General features: G+C 69.2%; 13 protein-coding genes and 1 pseudogene. 7 read left to right on the forward strand and 7 right to left on the reverse strand.

Annotation, left to right across the window (positions count from 1 at the left end; all coding sequences use genetic code 11):
• Positions 1-31 precede the first annotated feature (31 nt).
• Positions 32-376 (forward strand): nitrite reductase small subunit NirD, encoded by a 345-nt coding sequence (nirD, locus tag AP428_RS19715; RefSeq protein ID WP_006478931.1) that lies wholly within the window; start codon positions 32-34, stop codon positions 374-376.
• Positions 377-392: 16 nt separating this feature from the next.
• The gene (locus tag AP428_RS19720) at positions 393-4,580 is read left to right on the forward strand and encodes a bifunctional nitrate reductase/sulfite reductase flavoprotein subunit alpha (RefSeq protein WP_011547605.1); all 4,188 of its coding nucleotides are present in this window, start codon (positions 393-395) and stop codon (positions 4,578-4,580) included.
• A 49-nt stretch (positions 4,581-4,629) separates the two neighbouring features.
• Here AP428_RS19720 and AP428_RS19725 read toward each other — a convergent pair whose 3' ends face one another.
• The gene (locus AP428_RS19725; RefSeq protein ID WP_011547606.1) at positions 4,630-5,406 is read right to left on the reverse strand and encodes an SDR family oxidoreductase; all 777 of its coding nucleotides are present in this window, start codon (positions 5,404-5,406) and stop codon (positions 4,630-4,632) included.
• Between the two features lie 4 nt (positions 5,407-5,410).
• Positions 5,411-5,854, reverse strand: a complete 444-nt coding sequence (locus tag AP428_RS19730) for a heme-binding protein (RefSeq protein ID WP_011547607.1) — start codon at positions 5,852-5,854, stop codon at positions 5,411-5,413.
• A gap of 106 nt (positions 5,855-5,960) precedes the next feature.
• Here AP428_RS19730 and AP428_RS19735 point away from each other — a divergent pair, with 106 nt between their 5' ends.
• The 5 genes from AP428_RS19735 (at position 5,961) to AP428_RS19755 (ending at position 11,705) form a co-directional block, all read left to right on the forward strand.
• The gene (locus AP428_RS19735) at positions 5,961-6,881 is read left to right on the forward strand and encodes a LysR family transcriptional regulator (RefSeq protein ID WP_011547608.1); all 921 of its coding nucleotides are present in this window, start codon (positions 5,961-5,963) and stop codon (positions 6,879-6,881) included.
• 81 nt (positions 6,882-6,962) lie between these two features.
• Positions 6,963-7,403: a hypothetical protein gene (locus AP428_RS19740; RefSeq protein ID WP_011547609.1), complete on the forward strand. Its 441-nt coding sequence runs from the start codon at positions 6,963-6,965 to the stop codon at positions 7,401-7,403.
• Positions 7,404-7,441: 38 nt separating this feature from the next.
• Positions 7,442-7,678 (forward strand): hypothetical protein, encoded by a 237-nt coding sequence (locus AP428_RS19745; RefSeq protein ID WP_226292054.1) that lies wholly within the window; start codon positions 7,442-7,444, stop codon positions 7,676-7,678.
• Positions 7,679-7,830: 152 nt separating this feature from the next.
• The gene (gene mprF, locus AP428_RS19750) at positions 7,831-10,425 is read left to right on the forward strand and encodes a bifunctional lysylphosphatidylglycerol flippase/synthetase MprF (protein ID WP_041489388.1); all 2,595 of its coding nucleotides are present in this window, start codon (positions 7,831-7,833) and stop codon (positions 10,423-10,425) included.
• A complete protein-coding gene (locus AP428_RS19755) occupies positions 10,422-11,705 on the forward strand; it encodes a virulence factor family protein (protein ID WP_011547612.1) in 1,284 nt (427 codons plus the stop codon). Before mprF ends, AP428_RS19755 begins: the two co-directional genes overlap by 4 nt.
• Positions 11,706-11,787: 82 nt before the next feature.
• On the opposite strand, the pseudogene AP428_RS37800 reads toward AP428_RS19755, so the two are convergent.
• From AP428_RS37800 to uxuA, 5 genes and pseudogenes are all read right to left on the reverse strand, one after another.
• Positions 11,788-11,946: pseudogene (locus tag AP428_RS37800) on the reverse strand (DUF934 domain-containing protein); the annotation flags it as partial.
• On the reverse strand, positions 11,943-12,332 hold the full coding sequence (locus tag AP428_RS19760; protein WP_011547613.1) for a hypothetical protein: 390 nt from the start codon (positions 12,330-12,332) through the stop codon (positions 11,943-11,945). The pseudogene AP428_RS37800 and the gene AP428_RS19760, both read right to left, overlap by 4 nt.
• Before the next feature lie 106 nt (positions 12,333-12,438).
• Complete coding sequence (locus AP428_RS19765) at positions 12,439-13,872, reverse strand: PLP-dependent aminotransferase family protein (protein ID WP_011547614.1); 1,434 nt, start codon at positions 13,870-13,872, stop codon at positions 12,439-12,441.
• 130 nt (positions 13,873-14,002) lie between these two features.
• The gene (locus AP428_RS19770; protein WP_011547615.1) at positions 14,003-15,313 is read right to left on the reverse strand and encodes an MFS transporter; all 1,311 of its coding nucleotides are present in this window, start codon (positions 15,311-15,313) and stop codon (positions 14,003-14,005) included.
• 72 nt (positions 15,314-15,385) lie between these two features.
• Positions 15,386-16,447 (reverse strand): mannonate dehydratase, encoded by a 1,062-nt coding sequence (gene uxuA, locus AP428_RS19775; protein WP_171984320.1) that lies wholly within the window; start codon positions 16,445-16,447, stop codon positions 15,386-15,388.
• Between the last annotated feature and the right edge of the window lie 87 nt (positions 16,448-16,534).

Below are 16,534 nucleotides of genomic sequence, written 5' to 3' on the forward strand. Positions count from 1 at the left end.
CCGACACCCCCGTCTTTCAAAGGAGCCCATCATGAACGATCGTCTTCCGCTGTCCTGGACCCGCGTGTGCCCGCTCGACGACATCGTGCCGAACACCGGCGTGTGCGCGCTCGTCAACGGCGAGCAGGTCGCCGTGTTTCACGTCGCGCATGCCGACGGCGGCGTGTTCGCGATCGACAACGTCGATCCCGTGTCGCAGGCCGCGGTGATGTCGCGCGGGCTGATCGGCAGCCTCGGCGAGCGCGTCGTGGTCGCGTCGCCGCTGTACAAGCAGCACTTCGACCTGCGGACCGGCGAATGCCTGGAAGCGCCCGAGCAATCGGTGAACGCGTATCCGTCGCGGGTCGAGGACGGCTTCGTGTGGATCGCGGCCTGAGCGCCCGGGAGCACGCATGACCGCCACCCCCGTCAAGAGCGTGTGCCCGTACTGCGGCGTCGGCTGCGGGATGGTGCTGCACGTCGAGGACGGCGAAGTCGTCAAGGTATCCGGCGACGCCGACCATCCGGCCAACTTCGGGCGGCTCTGCACGAAGGGTTCGTCGGCGCACGTCGCGCTGCGCCGCTCGGGGCGGCTCGACCGCGCGTTCGTGCGCCGCGCGCGCGAGGACGACCTCGTGCCGCTGCCGGCGCGCGACGCGATCGCCGAGACCGCGCGGCGGCTGCGCGCGGTGCTCGATACGCACGGGCCCGATGCGCTGTCGTTCTACGTGTCGGGGCAGATGTCGATCGAGGCGCAGTATCTCGTCAACAAGCTCGCGAAGGGGTTCGTCGGCACCAACAACATCGAGTCGAACTCGCGGCTGTGCATGGCGAGCGCGAGCACCGGCTACAAGCAGTCGCTCGGCGCGGACGGGCCGCCCGGGTCGTACCAGGACTTCGATCGCGCGAACCTGTTCTTCGTGATCGGCGCGAACATGGCCGACTGTCACCCGATCCTGTTCCTGCGGATGATGGACCGCGTGAAGGCCGGCGCGAAGCTGATCGTCGTCGATCCGCGCCGCACCGGTACCGCCGACAAGGCCGACCTGTTCCTGCAGATCCGGCCGGGCACCGATCTCGCGCTGGCCAACGGGCTGCTGCACCTGCTGCATGCGAACGGCCGCACCGACGCCGCGTTCATCGCCGCGTACACCGAAGGCTGGGACGCGATGCCCGCGTTTCTCGCCGATTACACGCCCGAGCGGGTCGCTGAAATCACGGGGCTCGCGGAAGCCGACATCCGCACGGCCGCGCAATGGATCGGCGACGCGCAGGAATGGATGAGCTGCTGGACGATGGGACTCAACCAGAGCACGCACGGCGTATGGAACACCAACGCGATCTGCAACTTGCATCTCGCGACCGGCGCGATCTGCCGCCCGGGCAGCGGGCCGTTCTCGCTGACCGGCCAGCCGAACGCGATGGGCGGGCGCGAGATGGGCTACATGGGGCCGGGGCTGCCGGGTCAGCGCTCGGTGGCGTCCGACGACGACCGCCGCTTCGTCGAGAACCTGTGGCGCGTGCCGGCCGGCACGCTGCGCAAGGACACCGGCAACGGCACGGTCGACCTGTTCGAGCGGATGGCGGCCGGCGACATCAAGGCGTGCTGGATCGTCTGCACGAACCCGGTCGCGACCGTGCCGAACCGGCGCAACGTGATCGCCGGGCTGCAGGCGGCGGAACTCGTGATCGCGCAGGACGCGTTCCTCGACACCGAGACCAACCGCTACGCCGACATCCTGTTGCCCGGCGCGCTGTGGGCCGAAGGCGACGGCGTGATGATCAATTCCGAGCGCAACATGACGCTGATGCGCGCGGCGGTCGCGCCACCCGGCGACGCGCTGCCCGACTGGCGCATCGTCGCGGAAGTCGCGCGTGCGATGGGGTTCGGCGACGCGTTCGACTATGCGTCGGCGGCCGACGTGTTCGACGAGATCGTGCGCTTCTCGAATCCGGCGACCGGCTACGACCTGCGCGGCGCGAGCCACGCGGCGCTGCGCGACGGGCCCGTGCAGTGGCCGGTCGCGCCGGGCGCCGCGCGCGAGCGGCACCCGATCCGCTACCTGAACGACGGCGTGAGCCAGCCACTGCGTACGGCAGCCGACGACGGTGCCGCGCCGCGCATCGCGTTCCCGACGCCGTCGGGCAAGGCGCGCTTTTTCGCGCGGCCGCACGTCGATCCGGCCGAGCTGCCCGACGACACGTTCCCGATCGTGCTGAACACCGGGCGGTTGCAGCATCAGTGGCACACGATGACGAAGACGGGCAAGGTCGCGATGCTGAACAAGCTCAACCCGCGCCCGTTCGTCGAACTGCACCCGGACGATGCGAGCGCGCTGGGCATCGCCGCGAAGGACAGCGTCGAGATCCGTTCGGCGCGCGGCCGCGCGGTGCTGCCGGCCGTCGTGACGGACCGCGTGCGGCGCGGCAACTGCTTCGCGCCGATGCACTGGAACGACGTGTACGGCGACGACCTGTGCATCAACGCGGTGACGAACGACGCGATCGACCCGGAATCGCAGCAACCCGAACTGAAATACTGCGCGGTCGCGCTGACGCGGGTCGACACGGACGCGTTCGCGTCGACCGACGACGACACGGCGCGCGCCGACGCACGCGCGGACGATGCACCGCCCGCGCCCGCGATCTCGCCGATCACGGCTTCACAGGAATCCGACATGGCAGACATCGACACTTTCGCGGCCGCGCTCGGCGTCGCCGATCTCGCGCCGCCGCCGCTGACCGACACCGAGCGGCTGTACGTGGCCGGTCTCGTCACAGGACTGAAGGCGAGCGCCGGCCGTCGCGACGGCAGCGTGCCCGTGCTGCCGGCCGGCGCGCCGTTGACGCCGCCCGTGCGGCTCTGGCTCGACGGCATGCTCGCGGGCCTGTTCAGCCGCTCGCTGCCGGCAGGTGCGCAGACCGCCGCCGCGCCCGCGCTGCCGGCCGACGCCGCCGCGGCCGGCGGCGTGCGCATCGTGCGCCCGCGCCCGAAGGTCACGTTGTTGTGGGCGTCGCAGACCGGCAACATCGAATCGTTGACCGAGGATTACGCGACGAAGCTGATGAACGCGGGCTTCGAGATCCGCACCGCGTGCATGTCCGACTATCCGGTCGCGTCGCTGGCCGGCGCGCAATACGTGCTGCTGATGACGAGCACGTTCGGCGACGGCGATGCGCCGGACAACGGCAGCGAATTCTGGGATGCGTTGCAGGCCGGCAGCGCCGCGCGCCTCGACGGCGTGCATTTCGCGGTGCTCGCGTTCGGCGACCGCAACTACGACCAGTTCTGCGGCCACGGCCGCCGGCTCGACGCACGGCTCGCGGAACTCGGCGCGGCGCGCCTGTGCGCACGCGTCGATTGCGACGTCGAATTCCAGCACGATGCCGATCAGTGGCTCGAGCGCGTCGTCGCGCGCATCAAGGAGGCCGATGCCGCGCTGCACGCGGTGCCGTCCGGTGGATTGAGCCCGTCGGGGCTGTTGCCGACGAAAGCGCATCCGGCGCCGTCGAAGCTCGTCGCGAACCTGCGGCTGAACCGGCCGGGCGCCGCGAAAGACACGCGCTACGTGTCGCTGTCGACCCAGGGCGCGAACCTCGAATACGAAACCGGCGACGCGCTCGGCGTATGGCCGACCAACTGCCCGGAACTGGTCGACGAACTGCTGTCCGTCACCGCGCTGAAGGCCGATGCGCCCGTGTCGGTCGCGGGTGTCGGCGAGATCCGGCTCGGCGATGCGCTCGCGCGCCATTTCGACATCACGCGCCCGCATCCCGACACGCTGGCCTTCATCGCGTCGCGCAGCGCGAACGGCGCGCTGAAGTCGCTGCTTGGCGAAGATCGCAAGGGCGACCTCAAGCAATGGCTGTGGGGGCAGCAACTGGCGGACGTGCTGCACGAATACCCGGTCGAGCTGTCGGGCGCGGAACTGGTCGGCATGCTCAAGCGCATGCAGCCGCGCCTCTATTCGATCGCGTCGAGCCCGAGCGCGCACGAGGGCGAGATTCACCTGACCGTGTCGGCCGTGCGCTATCACAATGGCCGGCGCGCGCGCAAAGGCGTCGCGTCGACGTTCCTCGCCGATCGCGCGGACGACGGCCGCGTGCCCGTGTTCGTGCAGAAGTCCGCGCATTTCCGGCCGCCGGTGAACGGCGACGTGCCGATCGTGATGGTCGGCCCGGGCACCGGCGTCGCGCCGTTCCGCGGCTTCCTGCACGAGCGGCGGGCGCGCGGCGCGCGCGGGCGCAACTGGCTGTTCTTCGGCGAGCAGCACGCGCAGACCGACTTCTACTACGGCGACGAGTTGAGCGAGATGCGCGACAGCGGCTTCCTGACGCGGCTCGACCTCGCGTTCTCGCGCGACCAGGCCGACAAGGTCTACGTGCAGGACCGGATGCGCGAGCAGGGCGCCGAGCTGTTCGCGTGGCTGGAAGAGGGCGCGCACTTCTACGTGTGCGGCGACGCCGCGCGGATGGCCAAGGACGTCGATACGGCGCTGAAGGCGATCGTCGCCCGGCACGGCGGCATGTCGGACGAAGCCGCGAACGACTACGTCGCGCGGCTTTCGAAGGCGCGGCGCTACATGCGGGACGTGTACTGAATCGCGTGAGCGGCGGGCCGTTGCGTTGGCCCGCCGCTTCGCCGCCGGCTTACTGTTGCCGCTCCCACGCACGCGCCTGCTCGGTGCGCACGAACGCTTCCGATGAAGCCGGCAGCAGGTTGCGGAACGCGCCGCCGTCGCTGTCGATCACGTCGACCATCTTCGCGATCATTTCCTCCGGGTCGTGCTGTTCGAGCGGGAACGCCAGCCGCTCGGGCGTCACGGTATGCACGGCCGGATCGTGCCAGCGCCGCGTCGTTTCCATCATCCGGTCGTTGAAGCCGGTGCGGTACGGGCCCGGGTTCACGACCGCGACGCGGATGCCGTGCGGCGCCAGCTCCGCGTGCATCGCCTCGGCCACCGATTCGATTGCGTGCTTCGACGCGCAGTACGCGCCGGTGAACGGCCCCGTGATCAACCCCGCGATCGACGACACGAACACGATCTTGCCGTGCTTGCGCGCGAGCATCCCGCGTGCGATCTGCTGCGTGAGTTCGAGCGGCCCGAACACGTTCACGTCGAACAGCTCGCGGACGATCTCGACCGGCAGGTCGACGAGCGCGCCGGCTTCGCCGACGCCTGCGTTGTTCACGAGCACGTCGACGTCGAGTTCGGCGGCGCGCGCGCGATCGTAGGCCGACGTGACGTCGAGCTTCACCGCGCGCAACGCGGTGCCGCGCTGCGCGGCGGCGTCCGTCAGTGCGTCGATCTCGACGGCCGTGCGTACGCCGGCCGTCACGTCGTGGCCGCGTTCGGCGAGCCGCAGCGCGACTTCGCGGCCGAAGCCGGTGCCCGCGCCGGTGATGAGGATGCGTTTCCGTGTCATGTGCTTACCTTGTGGAGTGAAGGGTTGCCTGAAAAAGGTCGCGGCAGTGCCGCGCGATCGCGGTGTCTTCGTCGACGCTGCCGCCCGAGACGCCGATCGCGCCGACGCAGCGCCCGTCGCCGTCGACGAGCGGCTCGCCGCCGCCGAACGTGACGAGCCCGCCGTGACTGTGTTCGATGCCGCGCAGCGGACCGTCGCCCGACATCGCGCCGAGCGCACCGGTCGACGCGCGAAAGCGCACCGCCGTCAGCGCCTTGCGCTGCGCGAGATCGATCGCGCCGAGAAAACAGTCGTCGGTACGCACGAACGCGAGCAGGTTCGCGCCGGCATCGACGACGGCGATCGCGACGCCGGCCACTTGCAGCGATGCGGCCTGCGCGAGCGCCGCGTCGACCGTGCGGCGGGCGACGGCGAGCGGCAGCGGGAGTGCGGCGGTGAGCGGGTTCATGCGAGGCTCCGAGGGGACGACAGCGCCAGTGTAGGCAGTTGCGGTATATGGGAGAATCCGCATTCCGCTCGAAGCAGTTTCAAGTTTTTTTAATGATGGACAGACGATGAGCAGACGCGATCCGATGGCCGGGCTGCACGTGTTCATGACCGTCGCGACGGCCGGCAACTTCACGCGGGCCGCGGCCGCGCTGGGCCTGACGCCGGCGGCCGTTAGCCTGGCGATCGGGCAACTCGAGGGCGAACTCAACGTGAAGCTGTTCAACCGCAGCACGCGCGGCGTGAGCCTCACCGAGGCCGGCCAGCGCTACTGGCGGCAGACCGAACCCGCTTACCGGCAGGTCATGCAGGCACGCGACGAACTGAAGGATGCGCGCAGCGAGCCGAACGGGCTGCTGCGCGTGACCGCGCTGCCGCTCGCGCGCTTGCTCGTGATCGCGCCGGTGCTCGCCACGTTCCGCGAGCGCTATCCGAAAGTCCGGCTCGAAATCCGCTACGACAACGAACTCGTCGACATCGCGAAGGATGGCTTCGACGCGGGGATTCGCCTGGCCGACCGATTGCAGCCTGGCATGATCGGCGTGCGGATCGCGCCGGCGCTGACGTGTGCGCTGGTCGCGTCGCCGGCCTATCTTGCGCGGCACGGCACGCCCGAGTCGATCGCCGCGCTCGGGCGGCATGCGTGCATCCGTTTCCGGTTTGCGGAGAGCGGACGCCTGCATAAATGGCTGCTGCACGACGGGCGCCGCGACGTCGATCTCGATCCGGACGGCGTGTTCGTGACGAACGACGACGATGCGGTGATCGACGCAGCGCGCGTCGGTGTCGGCATCGCGTTCGCGTTCGTGCGCGAGCGGATCGAGCAGGATCTGCACGACGGCACGCTCGTCGAAGTGCTGCCCGGCGCGTGCCGGACCCTGCCGCCGATGTGGCTGTATTACGTGAACCGCAAGCACGTGCCGGCCAAGCTGCGCGCGTTCATCGACGTGCTGCGCGAGCGCGAAGGCGCGGGCGCGGACGTCGCGTAATCGCATCGGCTCGGGTCACTGCAGCAATGGATTGGGCGGTGCATGATGGCGGCTCCAGCCACGAAGCCATGGAGTTGCGTGATGACGGCATTCCCGTATTTCCCGATTCGAACCCTTTTGATTGCCACGGCGCTGGGTGCTGTCGCGATCGGTAGCGCGCCCGCCGTCGGCCAGACGTCGACGTCGACCGTGCCGGCCGGCTCGGCGGCGGCGACTCCCGACAACGCGATACTGCTGACGGTTTTCCTGAAACACGACCAGTCCCGCCCGCTCGCCGAGCTGAACGCGCAACTCGCGAAGCAGGGTTTCTACAAGGCGTTTCCGCCGCCGGGCGTCGAGGTCGTGAGCTGGACCGTGACGATGGGGATCGGGCAGATCGTCGTGCTGCGACTGCCGGCGTCGCGGCTGCGCGAGGTCAATCGCGTGCTCGAGGATACGGCGTGGGGCGCGTACCGGACAGAGTTCTATCCGAATTACGACTACAAGGCGATCGGTTTGGGGGAGCATGAACGGGCGAAGTGACGCGTAGTGGCGTATTTCCGTACCGGTGGCGCGCCGGAATGAACGCGCCGAATCAACTCGCGGCCATTCCGAAATGCGCCGCGCCGTCGCGTTTTCGTCCTCGCCCGCCGGGCCCGGCGCGGCAAATTCCGCCCAAATGCATCACAAGTCATTCATCCGATGAAAAAAACGCCCCGGTTCCCGGTATGATGCGCACCTTGCGTTCGTGGGACGCCCTGTTTCTTTATGCGTTTTTGATGCGCGAGAAACCACAAATCCGCACAAAGGCGACGTGAAAGATTCTGTAATATAAGTTCCGTATACTCGTAAGTTCTGATCCAGGCGCCTCGAGTCCGTCTTCGGCCGGCCGCCCATGCAGAACAACCAGATACGTCGCCGCCCGGCCAGCCCGCGCCGCGACACGCTATGCACCACCACTGAACACGTTATGTCTTCCCGCCACCCTGGTTCGCCCGGCCGTGCCGAGGCGGTGATCGTCCGTGCCCGGGCGCTGATCCGCAACGAGCGCGTACTGTCGCCGCTGCTCGCGCTCGGCATCGGCCTGCTGCTGATCGTGGTTTTCCAGCATCTGTCGGAATCCGTCGACTATCGGTCGGTGATTCGCCAGTTGCGTCACATGTCCGTCGGCGAGTGGGGCGCGTCGCTGGCCGCGACGGCCCTCAGCTATCTCGCGCTCGTCGCCCGCGATGCGGTCGGCCTGCGTTATGTCGCGGCCAGGGTGCCGCGCGTCGCGCTGTGGATCGGCGCGATTGCCGGTTCCGCGCTCGGCAACGCGACCGGCTTCGGCGCGCTGACGGGCGGCGCGGTGCGTGCTCGCGTGTACGGCGTGTCGGGCGTCACGCCCGCCCAGATCGGCCGGATGACGGTGTTCACGAGCGGCACGCTGGCGCTCGCGATGGTGTTGATGACGGCGGTCGGCATGGTCTGCGTGCCGGAGGCGCTCGCCGCGATGCTGCACGTCGCGCCCGGCGTGCTCACGTGGACGGGCGCGGCACTGCTCGTCGCGCTCGCCGCGCTGGTCGTGCTGTGCGGCAACACCGCGCGCCCGGTCGTCACGCGCTTCAAATGGCTGTCGTTCGACGTGCCGGCGCGGCGCGATCTCGTTGCACAGGTCGTCTATGCGGTGCTCGACGTCGTTGCCGCGGGCCTGACGCTGTGGGTGTTGCTGCCGGCGGCTCCCGTCGGCTTCCCGACCTTCATCACCGTTTATGCAGCCGCGTTGCTGCTCGGGATGATCGGCCATACGCCGGGCGGGATCGGCGTGTTCGAAGCGGCGATGGTCTTCACGCTGGGCCGCGAAGTGCCCGCGCACGCGATGGTCGCCGCGCTGATCGCGTATCGCGCGATCTATTTCGGCGTGCCGCTCGTGCTGTCGGCCGGCCTGCTGGCCGGCTTCGAGGGCCGCGCGCTGCGGCGCCGGCTCGTGACGCGGCAGGCCGTGCGCGTGTCGCAACTGGCGCCGGTGTTCCTGAGCCTCGTGACCTTCGCGGTCGGCGGGATGCTGGTGATCTCGAGTGCGACGCCCGCGTTCTGGCACCGGATCGCGATCCTGCGCCACATCGTGCCGCTGTGGGTGCTCGAAGGCTCGCAGGTGATCTGCAGCGTGCTCGGCGTCGCGCTGCTGTTCGTCGCGCGCGGGCTGCTGCGCCGGCTCGACGGCGCGTGGTGGATGACGTTCGCCTTGACGCTCGCGAGCCTCGCGCTGTCGCTGGCCAAGGGCCTCGCATTCGTCGAGGCAGGCGTGCTCGGCACGCTGCTCGTGCTGCTGCTCGTCAGCCGCCGCCGGTTCAACCGTCATTCGTCGCTGCTTGCCGAGCGCTTTACCGTGAGCTGGTTCGTGTCGGTGGCGATGGTGCTGATGCTGGCCGTGTGGGTGCTGTTCTTCGCGTTCCGCGACGTGCCTTACACGCGCGATCTGTGGTCGCATTTCTCGTTCGATGCGCGCGCGCCGCGAGCGCTGCGCGCGACGCTCGCCGCCGGCGTATTCGTCGCGCTGTTCGCGCTGTGGCAATTGCTGCGCCCGGCGCCCGGTCGTTTCGTGAAGCCCGCGCAGCAGGACCTCATCGACGCGGAGCAGATCATCCGCGCGCAGGAATGCAGCGACGCGGGCCTCGCGCTGATGGGCGACAAGTCGTTCCTGTTTTCCGAATCGCGCCGTGCGTTCCTGATGTACGCGAAGAACGGCCGCACGTGGGCCGCGCTGCACGACCCGGTCGGGCCGCGTGAAGAGTGGCCGGCGCTGATCAGCAAGTTCATCGCGCTTGCGCACGCGCACAGCGGCCGCGCGGCGTTCTACCAGGTGCGCGCGAACGCGTTGCCGCTGTATCTCGACGCGGGGCTCACGCTGATGAAGCTCGGCGAGGAAGCGCATATCGCGCTCGACCAGTTCGACCTGAAGGGTTCGAACCGTTCGCACCTGCGCTACGCGCTGCGTCGCGGCGACAAGGATGCGCTGACGGTCGAGGTGATCGCGCCGGGCGACGTGCCCGCCGCGCTGCCGGCGCTGCGCGACATCTCCGACGGCTGGCTCGACAGCCGCGATGCGCGCGAGAAAAGTTTCTCGGTGGCCGCGTTCCACGACGGCTATCTGTCGACGCAGTCGGTGATGCTGGTGCGGCAGGCCGACAAGCCGATCGCGTTCGTCACGTTCATGACGACCGACCTCAACACCGAGGCGACGGTCGGCGTGATGCGCCATCTGCCGGACGCATCGCCGTATGCGATGGAGTATCTGTTTACGCAGCTCGCGCTGCATCTGAAGGAAGCGGGGTTCCGCAAGCTGAGCCTGGGCATCGCGCCGTTCTCGGGAATGGGGGCGGCGAAGATGCCGTCGCCGTTCCACCGGCTCGGCCTGATGGTCTGGCGCTTCGGCGGCCGCTTCTACAACTTCCGCGGCTTGCGCGCTTTCAAGAGCAAGTTCGAACCGCACTGGGAGCCGCGTTATCTCGCGGCCTCGGGCTCGGTCGGCGTGTTCGTCACGCTGGCGGATCTGTCATTGCTGGCTGGAGGTCGGCGTTCATGATGTTGAAGAAGGTAAGCGCGCGGGCGGCAGCCGCCTGCGCGGGAATGATGCTGGCCGGCGCCGCGTGCGCCGCGCAGCCGGCCGACGTGAAAGCCGAAACCGTGTCCGGCGGCCGCTACGGGCCCGTGACCGTGACCAAGCCGAGCGGGCCGCTGCGCGGTTTCGTCGTGCTGTTCTCGCGTGAGGCCGGCTGGCATGTCGCCGATCAGCAGGCGGCCGACGCGCTCGCGAAAGCCGGTGCGATGACGGTCGGCGTCGATTCCGGGCGTTACGCGGCGAATCTCGCCGCGAAGCAGGAGACCTGCCATCACCTCGACGGCGACGCCGAGGCGGTCAGCCATCAGCTCGAACGTCTCGCGCAGTCGTCGCGCTATTTCACGCCGATCGTCGCGGGCGTGGGCCAGGGCGGCGCGATCGCGAAGCAGATTCTCGCGATGGCGCCGGAGAACACGATCGCCGGCGTCGTCGCGGTCGGTCCGGCCGCGAAGCTCGATCCGCGCTTCAAGCCGTGCCCGCCCGATCCGACGATCGTGCGCCGCGCGATGCCGGGCTTCGTCGAGACGGCGGCCGCGGGCGACACCGCGAAGCTCGTGTCGCTCGTCACGTCGCACCTGCGCGACACCAGCGGCAGCAGCGACGAGCTCGACGTGTCCGACCTGCCGCTCGTCGAGCTGCCGGCCAAGGGCGGCAGCGACCGGCTCGCGATCGTGATCTCGGGCGACGGCGGCTGGCGCGATCTCGACAAGACGATCGCCGAGGCGCTGCAGCGCGACGGCGTGTCGGTGGTCGGCATCGACAGCCTGCGTTATTTCTGGAGCGAGAAGCCGCCCGCCCAGGTGAGCCGCGACCTGGCCCGCGTGATGCGCACCTACATGGCGCGCTGGCATGCGAGCCGCGTGGCGCTGGTCGGCTACTCGTTCGGCGCCGACGTGATGCCGTTCGCGTACAACCGGCTGCCGGCCGACCTGCGCGACAAGGTCGCGGTGATGTCGCTGCTCGGCTTCGCGCCGTCGGCCGATTTCCAGATCCGCGTGACGGGCTGGCTTGGGATGCCCGCGAGCGACAAGGCGCTGAAGGTCGCGCCGGAAATCGCGAAGGTGCCGCCGACGCTCGTGCAGTGCTTCTATGGCGCGGAAGAGACGGACACGATGTGCCCGGCGCTCGCGAACACGGGCGCCGACGTGATCAAGACGCAGGGCGATCACCACTTCGGCCGCGATTACATCGCGCTCGAGAAGAAGATCCTCGGCGGGTTCGGCAAGCCGGTGGCGGCGCGCTGAATGCCGGGGGCGCCCGCATGATGGCGGGCGCCGGCCGGTTTGCTTCCGGTTCATCGTACGGGCGGCCAGCGAGCCGCCCGTTTCATTTTCCGGGCTGCGCTGCGGCGTCTTGCGGCGGCAGGGTCGTTCCCGCGTCGCGCTGATGGAAGCCCGGAAACCGAACGAGCTGCCGCCGCGCGGCCGCGAGATCGGTGTCGTCGCCGAGCACCGCGCTCGAAAACCCCGTGCGTTGCGCGATCACGCGTCGATGACGAGCGCCGGATCGAGCGCGCGGATGCGCTGGTCGATGAAGTAGCCGCCGCCTTCCTGGTAGCGCAGGAACAGGCGGCCGCACGTACTGCAGCGGCTGACGGTGCAGCGGTTGTACGGGAAATGGCGCGGCGCGATCGGCGCGTCGTCCGATGCATAGCGCGTGCCGGCCGGATGATATTCCGCGTAGGTCGGCTCGGGTTCGCCCGGCGGCGCGAGCGTGGCCACTTCGATCAGTTGCGTGTCCGGCAGCGACAGCGGCAGCGTGGTCCAGCCGGCGAGCGAGGTCTTCGTGCACGTGCACGGCTGCGTGACGTGCGCCGCTTCGGCCGTCAATGTCAGCAGCGCATCGTGATCGAGGTAGGGCAATGGGCTCATGGGCAATCGGGAAAGGGCGGGAGGACCTGCAATGTAACCCGCACGCGGAGCGGCTGCATGACCGTGACGCACGCAGCACGGCGCGGTGCGCTCGCCCAGGACGCGATCAGCCTGCCTTGCGGACCGACGGCTGCGCGACCAGTTCGCCGAGCACGCGGATCGCGCGCTCGATGTCGCGGCTCCACGGATGGCCGAAGTTCACGCGCACGCAGCGCTCGAAGCCGTGCGCGGCCGAAAACAGCGGCCCCGGCGCGAAGCTGATGCCGCGTTCGATCGCCTCGCGATGCAGTTCCATCGCGTCGATCGCATCGGGAAACGCGAGCCACAGGAAATACCCGCCGTCGGGCCGCACCCATTCGACGCCGGCCGGCAGCCAGCGCCGCAGCGCGTCGTCCATCCGGTCGAGCTGCGCGTGCAGCGCGCCGCGCAGCTTGCGCAGGTGCCGGTCGTAGCCGCCGTGCTCGAGATAGTTCGCGATGCCGGCCTGCGCGGGAATGCTGGCCGACAGCGTCGTCATCAGCTTGAGCCGCTGCACCTTCTCCGCGAACCGGCCGGCGGCGGCCCAGCCGATCCGGTAGCCGGGCGCGAGCGTTTTCGAGAACGAACTGCAGTGCATCACGAGGCCGTGACGGTCGAACGCGCGCGCGGGCAGCGGGTAGTCCGGGCCGAAATGCAGTTCGCCGTACACGTCGTCCTCGATCAGCGGCACGTTGCGCGCCGCGAGCAATTCGACGAGCGCGCGCTTCTTTTCGGCGGTCAGCGTGACGCCGGTCGGATTCTGGAAATTGGTCATGAACCAGCACGCGCGGATGGCGTGCCGGTCGAGCGCGTTCGCGAGCGCATCAAGATCGAGGCCGGTGCGCGGATCGACGGGAATCTCGACCGCGCGCAGGTCGAGCCGCTCGATCGCCTGCAGCGCCGCATAGAAGCCCGGTGCTTCGACGGCGACGACGTCGCCGGGCCGCGTCACCGCCATCAGGCACAGGTTCAGCGCTTCGAGTGCGCCGTTCGTGACGACGATTTCGTCGATCGGTTGCGAGATGCCGGTGGCGAGATAGCGCCGCGCGATCTGCTGACGCAGCGCTTCGTTGCCGGGTGGCAGGTCGACCACCGTGCTCCACGGGCTCACGAGTCGCGTGGCCTGCGCGAGCGACTTCGCCAGGCGCGGCAGCGGAAACAGCTGCGGCGCCGGGAACGCGGAACCGAGCGGCACGATGCCGGGCTGCGTGGCCGCATCGAGCACGGAGAACACGAGGTTGCTGATGTCGACCTTGCGCGTTGCACCCGCGCGGCTCGTCCGGCGTTTCGTCGCCGGGCTCGTGGCCGGCTGCGCGCCCGGCGCGACGTAGTAGCCCGAGCGTTCGCGCGCGCGGATCAGCCCCCACTGCTCGAGCAGGTAATACGCGCGAAACACCGTCGACTGGCTCACGCCATGTTGCGCGATGATCTGCCGCAGCGACGGCAGACGTGTACCGACCGCGAGGTTGCCGTTGCGGATGTCGTCGGCGATCGTATGGGCGAGGGTTTCGTAGCGTTTCATCGGCGTGGGCGGGGCGCTCCGCCGCCGCGCGCGGGCCGGGGCGGCACCGCGCCCGGCGGGCGCGGCTCATTGTCCGATGCGTGGCCCGAAAAGGAAAGCGTGGGCGTTTCGGTCGCGCCGTCCCGCTGCGTCAGGCCGCGTTCGGTTCGACATTCCGTGCGCTGCTGCCGCGCCGCAGCGGCGGCAACGGCTCGACCTTGCCGACCACGAACAGGTACGACAGCGCACCGACCACGCACAGCGCGCCGGCCACCGCGAGCGGCACCACGAACGAGCCTTTCGTGAGCGACAGCATCACGCCGGTGAAGGTCGTGATGAAGATGCCCGCGAGATTGCCCGCGAAGTTCTGGATGCCGCCGAGCGAGGCGACGTGCGCGGGCGTCGGCGCGACTTCGCCGACCAGCGTCCACACGTTGGCGCCGGCGAACGACAGGCTGGCATACGCGAGCGCGAACAGGCCGAGGCAGGCCCACACGTTTTCCACGAACGCGGACAGCGCGATCGACGACGACAGCAGCATGCCGAGCACGAGACAGGTCTTGCGCGCGGCGGTGGCGCTCCAGCCACGGCGGAACAGGCTGTCCGACACGTAGCCGCCGAGCCAGCCGCCGGGAATCGCGAGCAGCGCGGGCAGCATGCCCCACGTGCCGAGCGACGCGAGCGAGAAGCCGCGCGACTGCAGCAGGTAGCTCGGGAACCACGTGATGAAGAAGTAGATCGCGAAGTTCAGGCAGAACAGGCCGATCATCATCCCCCACACGGTGCGATAGCGGAACAGGTCCAGCCACGACACCTTCGGGCCGTCGGTTGCGGCCGCAACCGTCGGTGCGCCGCGTTGCGCGAGCAGCGCATCGACGGCGTCCGGCGCGATCGCGCGATAGCGTTCCGGGTCGCGATAGACGAACCACCACGCGAGCGCCCAGACGATGCCGATGCCGCCCGTGATCACGAACGACCCGCGCCAGCCGACGAGCGAGATCAGCCACGCGACGAGCGGCAGCGACAGCGCGGAGCCGACGCGCGAGCCGCTGTCGAAGATGCTGCTGGCCAGGCCGCGCTCGCTGCGCGGGAACCAGTTGAACGCGACCTTCGCGAACGACGGGATCGCGGCCGCTTCGCCGACGCCGAGCATCAGCCGCACGCCGACGAGTTGCGCGAGGCCGCGCGCGGCGCCCGTCGCGACGGTGAACACCGACCACCAGCCGACGGCCAGCGCGAGGCTCACGCGTACGCCGACCTTGTCGATGAACCAGCCGGCCGGTAATTGCAGGAACGCATAGGTCCAGAAGAACGCGCTCAGCACGAGCCCCATGCCGACCGCGTCGAGCCCGAGGTCGGCACGGATGCTGGGCGCCGCGATCGCGAGGTTCGCGCGATCGATGAAGTTGATGACGTTGGCCAGGAAGCACATCAGGATCATGGCCCATCGAATGCGTGGCATGGCGGTGTCTCCGCGCGGAATGTCGTGGCGGGCGACCGGCGATCCGCTGCGCCGGCCGCCTCGAAGGGCGGATTACCGCGACGCTTGCGGGGTGCGGTCGAACTTCGCCAGCGCTTCCCACAGGCCGTTCAGGTAGACGGCGCCGAGCGCGCGGTCGTAGAGGCCGTAGCCGGGCTTGCCCGTCTCGCCCCAGATCATGCGGCCGTGGTCGGGGCGCACGTAGCCGGTGAAGCCGGTGTCGTGGTACGCCTTCACGATCGCGGCGATGTCGAGCGAGCCGCAGCTCGACAGATGCGCGGTTTCCTCGAAATCGCCGTTCGCGTCGACCTTCACGTTGCGGATGTGCGCGAAATGGATGCGGCCCATCGCGCCGAACTCGCGCACGAGCGCTTCGACGTCGTTCTCGGGGCCCGCGCCGAGCGAGCCCGAGCACAGCGTCAGCCCGTTCGCGGGCGAGTCGACGATGCGCACGATCCGCGCGAGATCGTCGCGGTTCTTCACGATGCGCGGCAGCCCGAAGATCGGGCGCGGCGGATCGTCGGGATGGATCGCCATCTTCACGCCGGCTTCCTCGGCGACCGGAATGATCGCCTTCAGGAAGTATTCGAGATTGGCCCACAGCGCGTTCTCGTCGACGTCGCGGTAGTCGGCGAGCAGCGCCTGCAACTGTTCGGGCCGGTAGCTCGAATCCCAGCCGGGCAGCGCGATGCCGTCGTTCGGATCGATCCGGTCGACCGCGTCGGTGCTGAACGCGAGGCAGGTCGAGCCGTCGTCGAGCGTCTTCGACAGCTCGGTGCGGGTCCAGTCGAACACGGGCATGAAGTTGTAGCAGACGACGCGGATGCCGGCCGCGCCGAGATGGCGGATCGTCTGCCGGTAGTGGTCGATCAGGCGGTCGCGGGTTGGCTTGCCGAGCTTGATGTCCTCGTGCACCGGCACCGATTCGACGACGTCGAACCGCAGGCCGGCGCGCTCGATCGTCGCCTTCAGCGCGTCGATCTTGTGCGCGGGCCACACCTCGCCCACGGGTTCGTCGTAGATCGCGGACACGATATGCGTGACGCCGGGGATCTGGCGGATGTATTGCAGCGAGACCGGATCGGACTCGCCGTACCAACGGAAAGACATCTTCACTGGAAAGGCTCCTGGCTGTCGGTTCATGCGTCGGACGAGCGGGGCGGCGGCGTGCCGGGCCGTCGTCGGTGTGCGGATTATGATTGG

Origin of the sequence: Burkholderia sp. E168m22 (assembly GCF_001319805.1) — a bacterium.
GTDB lineage: Bacteria > Pseudomonadota > Gammaproteobacteria > Burkholderiales > Burkholderiaceae > Burkholderia > Burkholderia orbicola.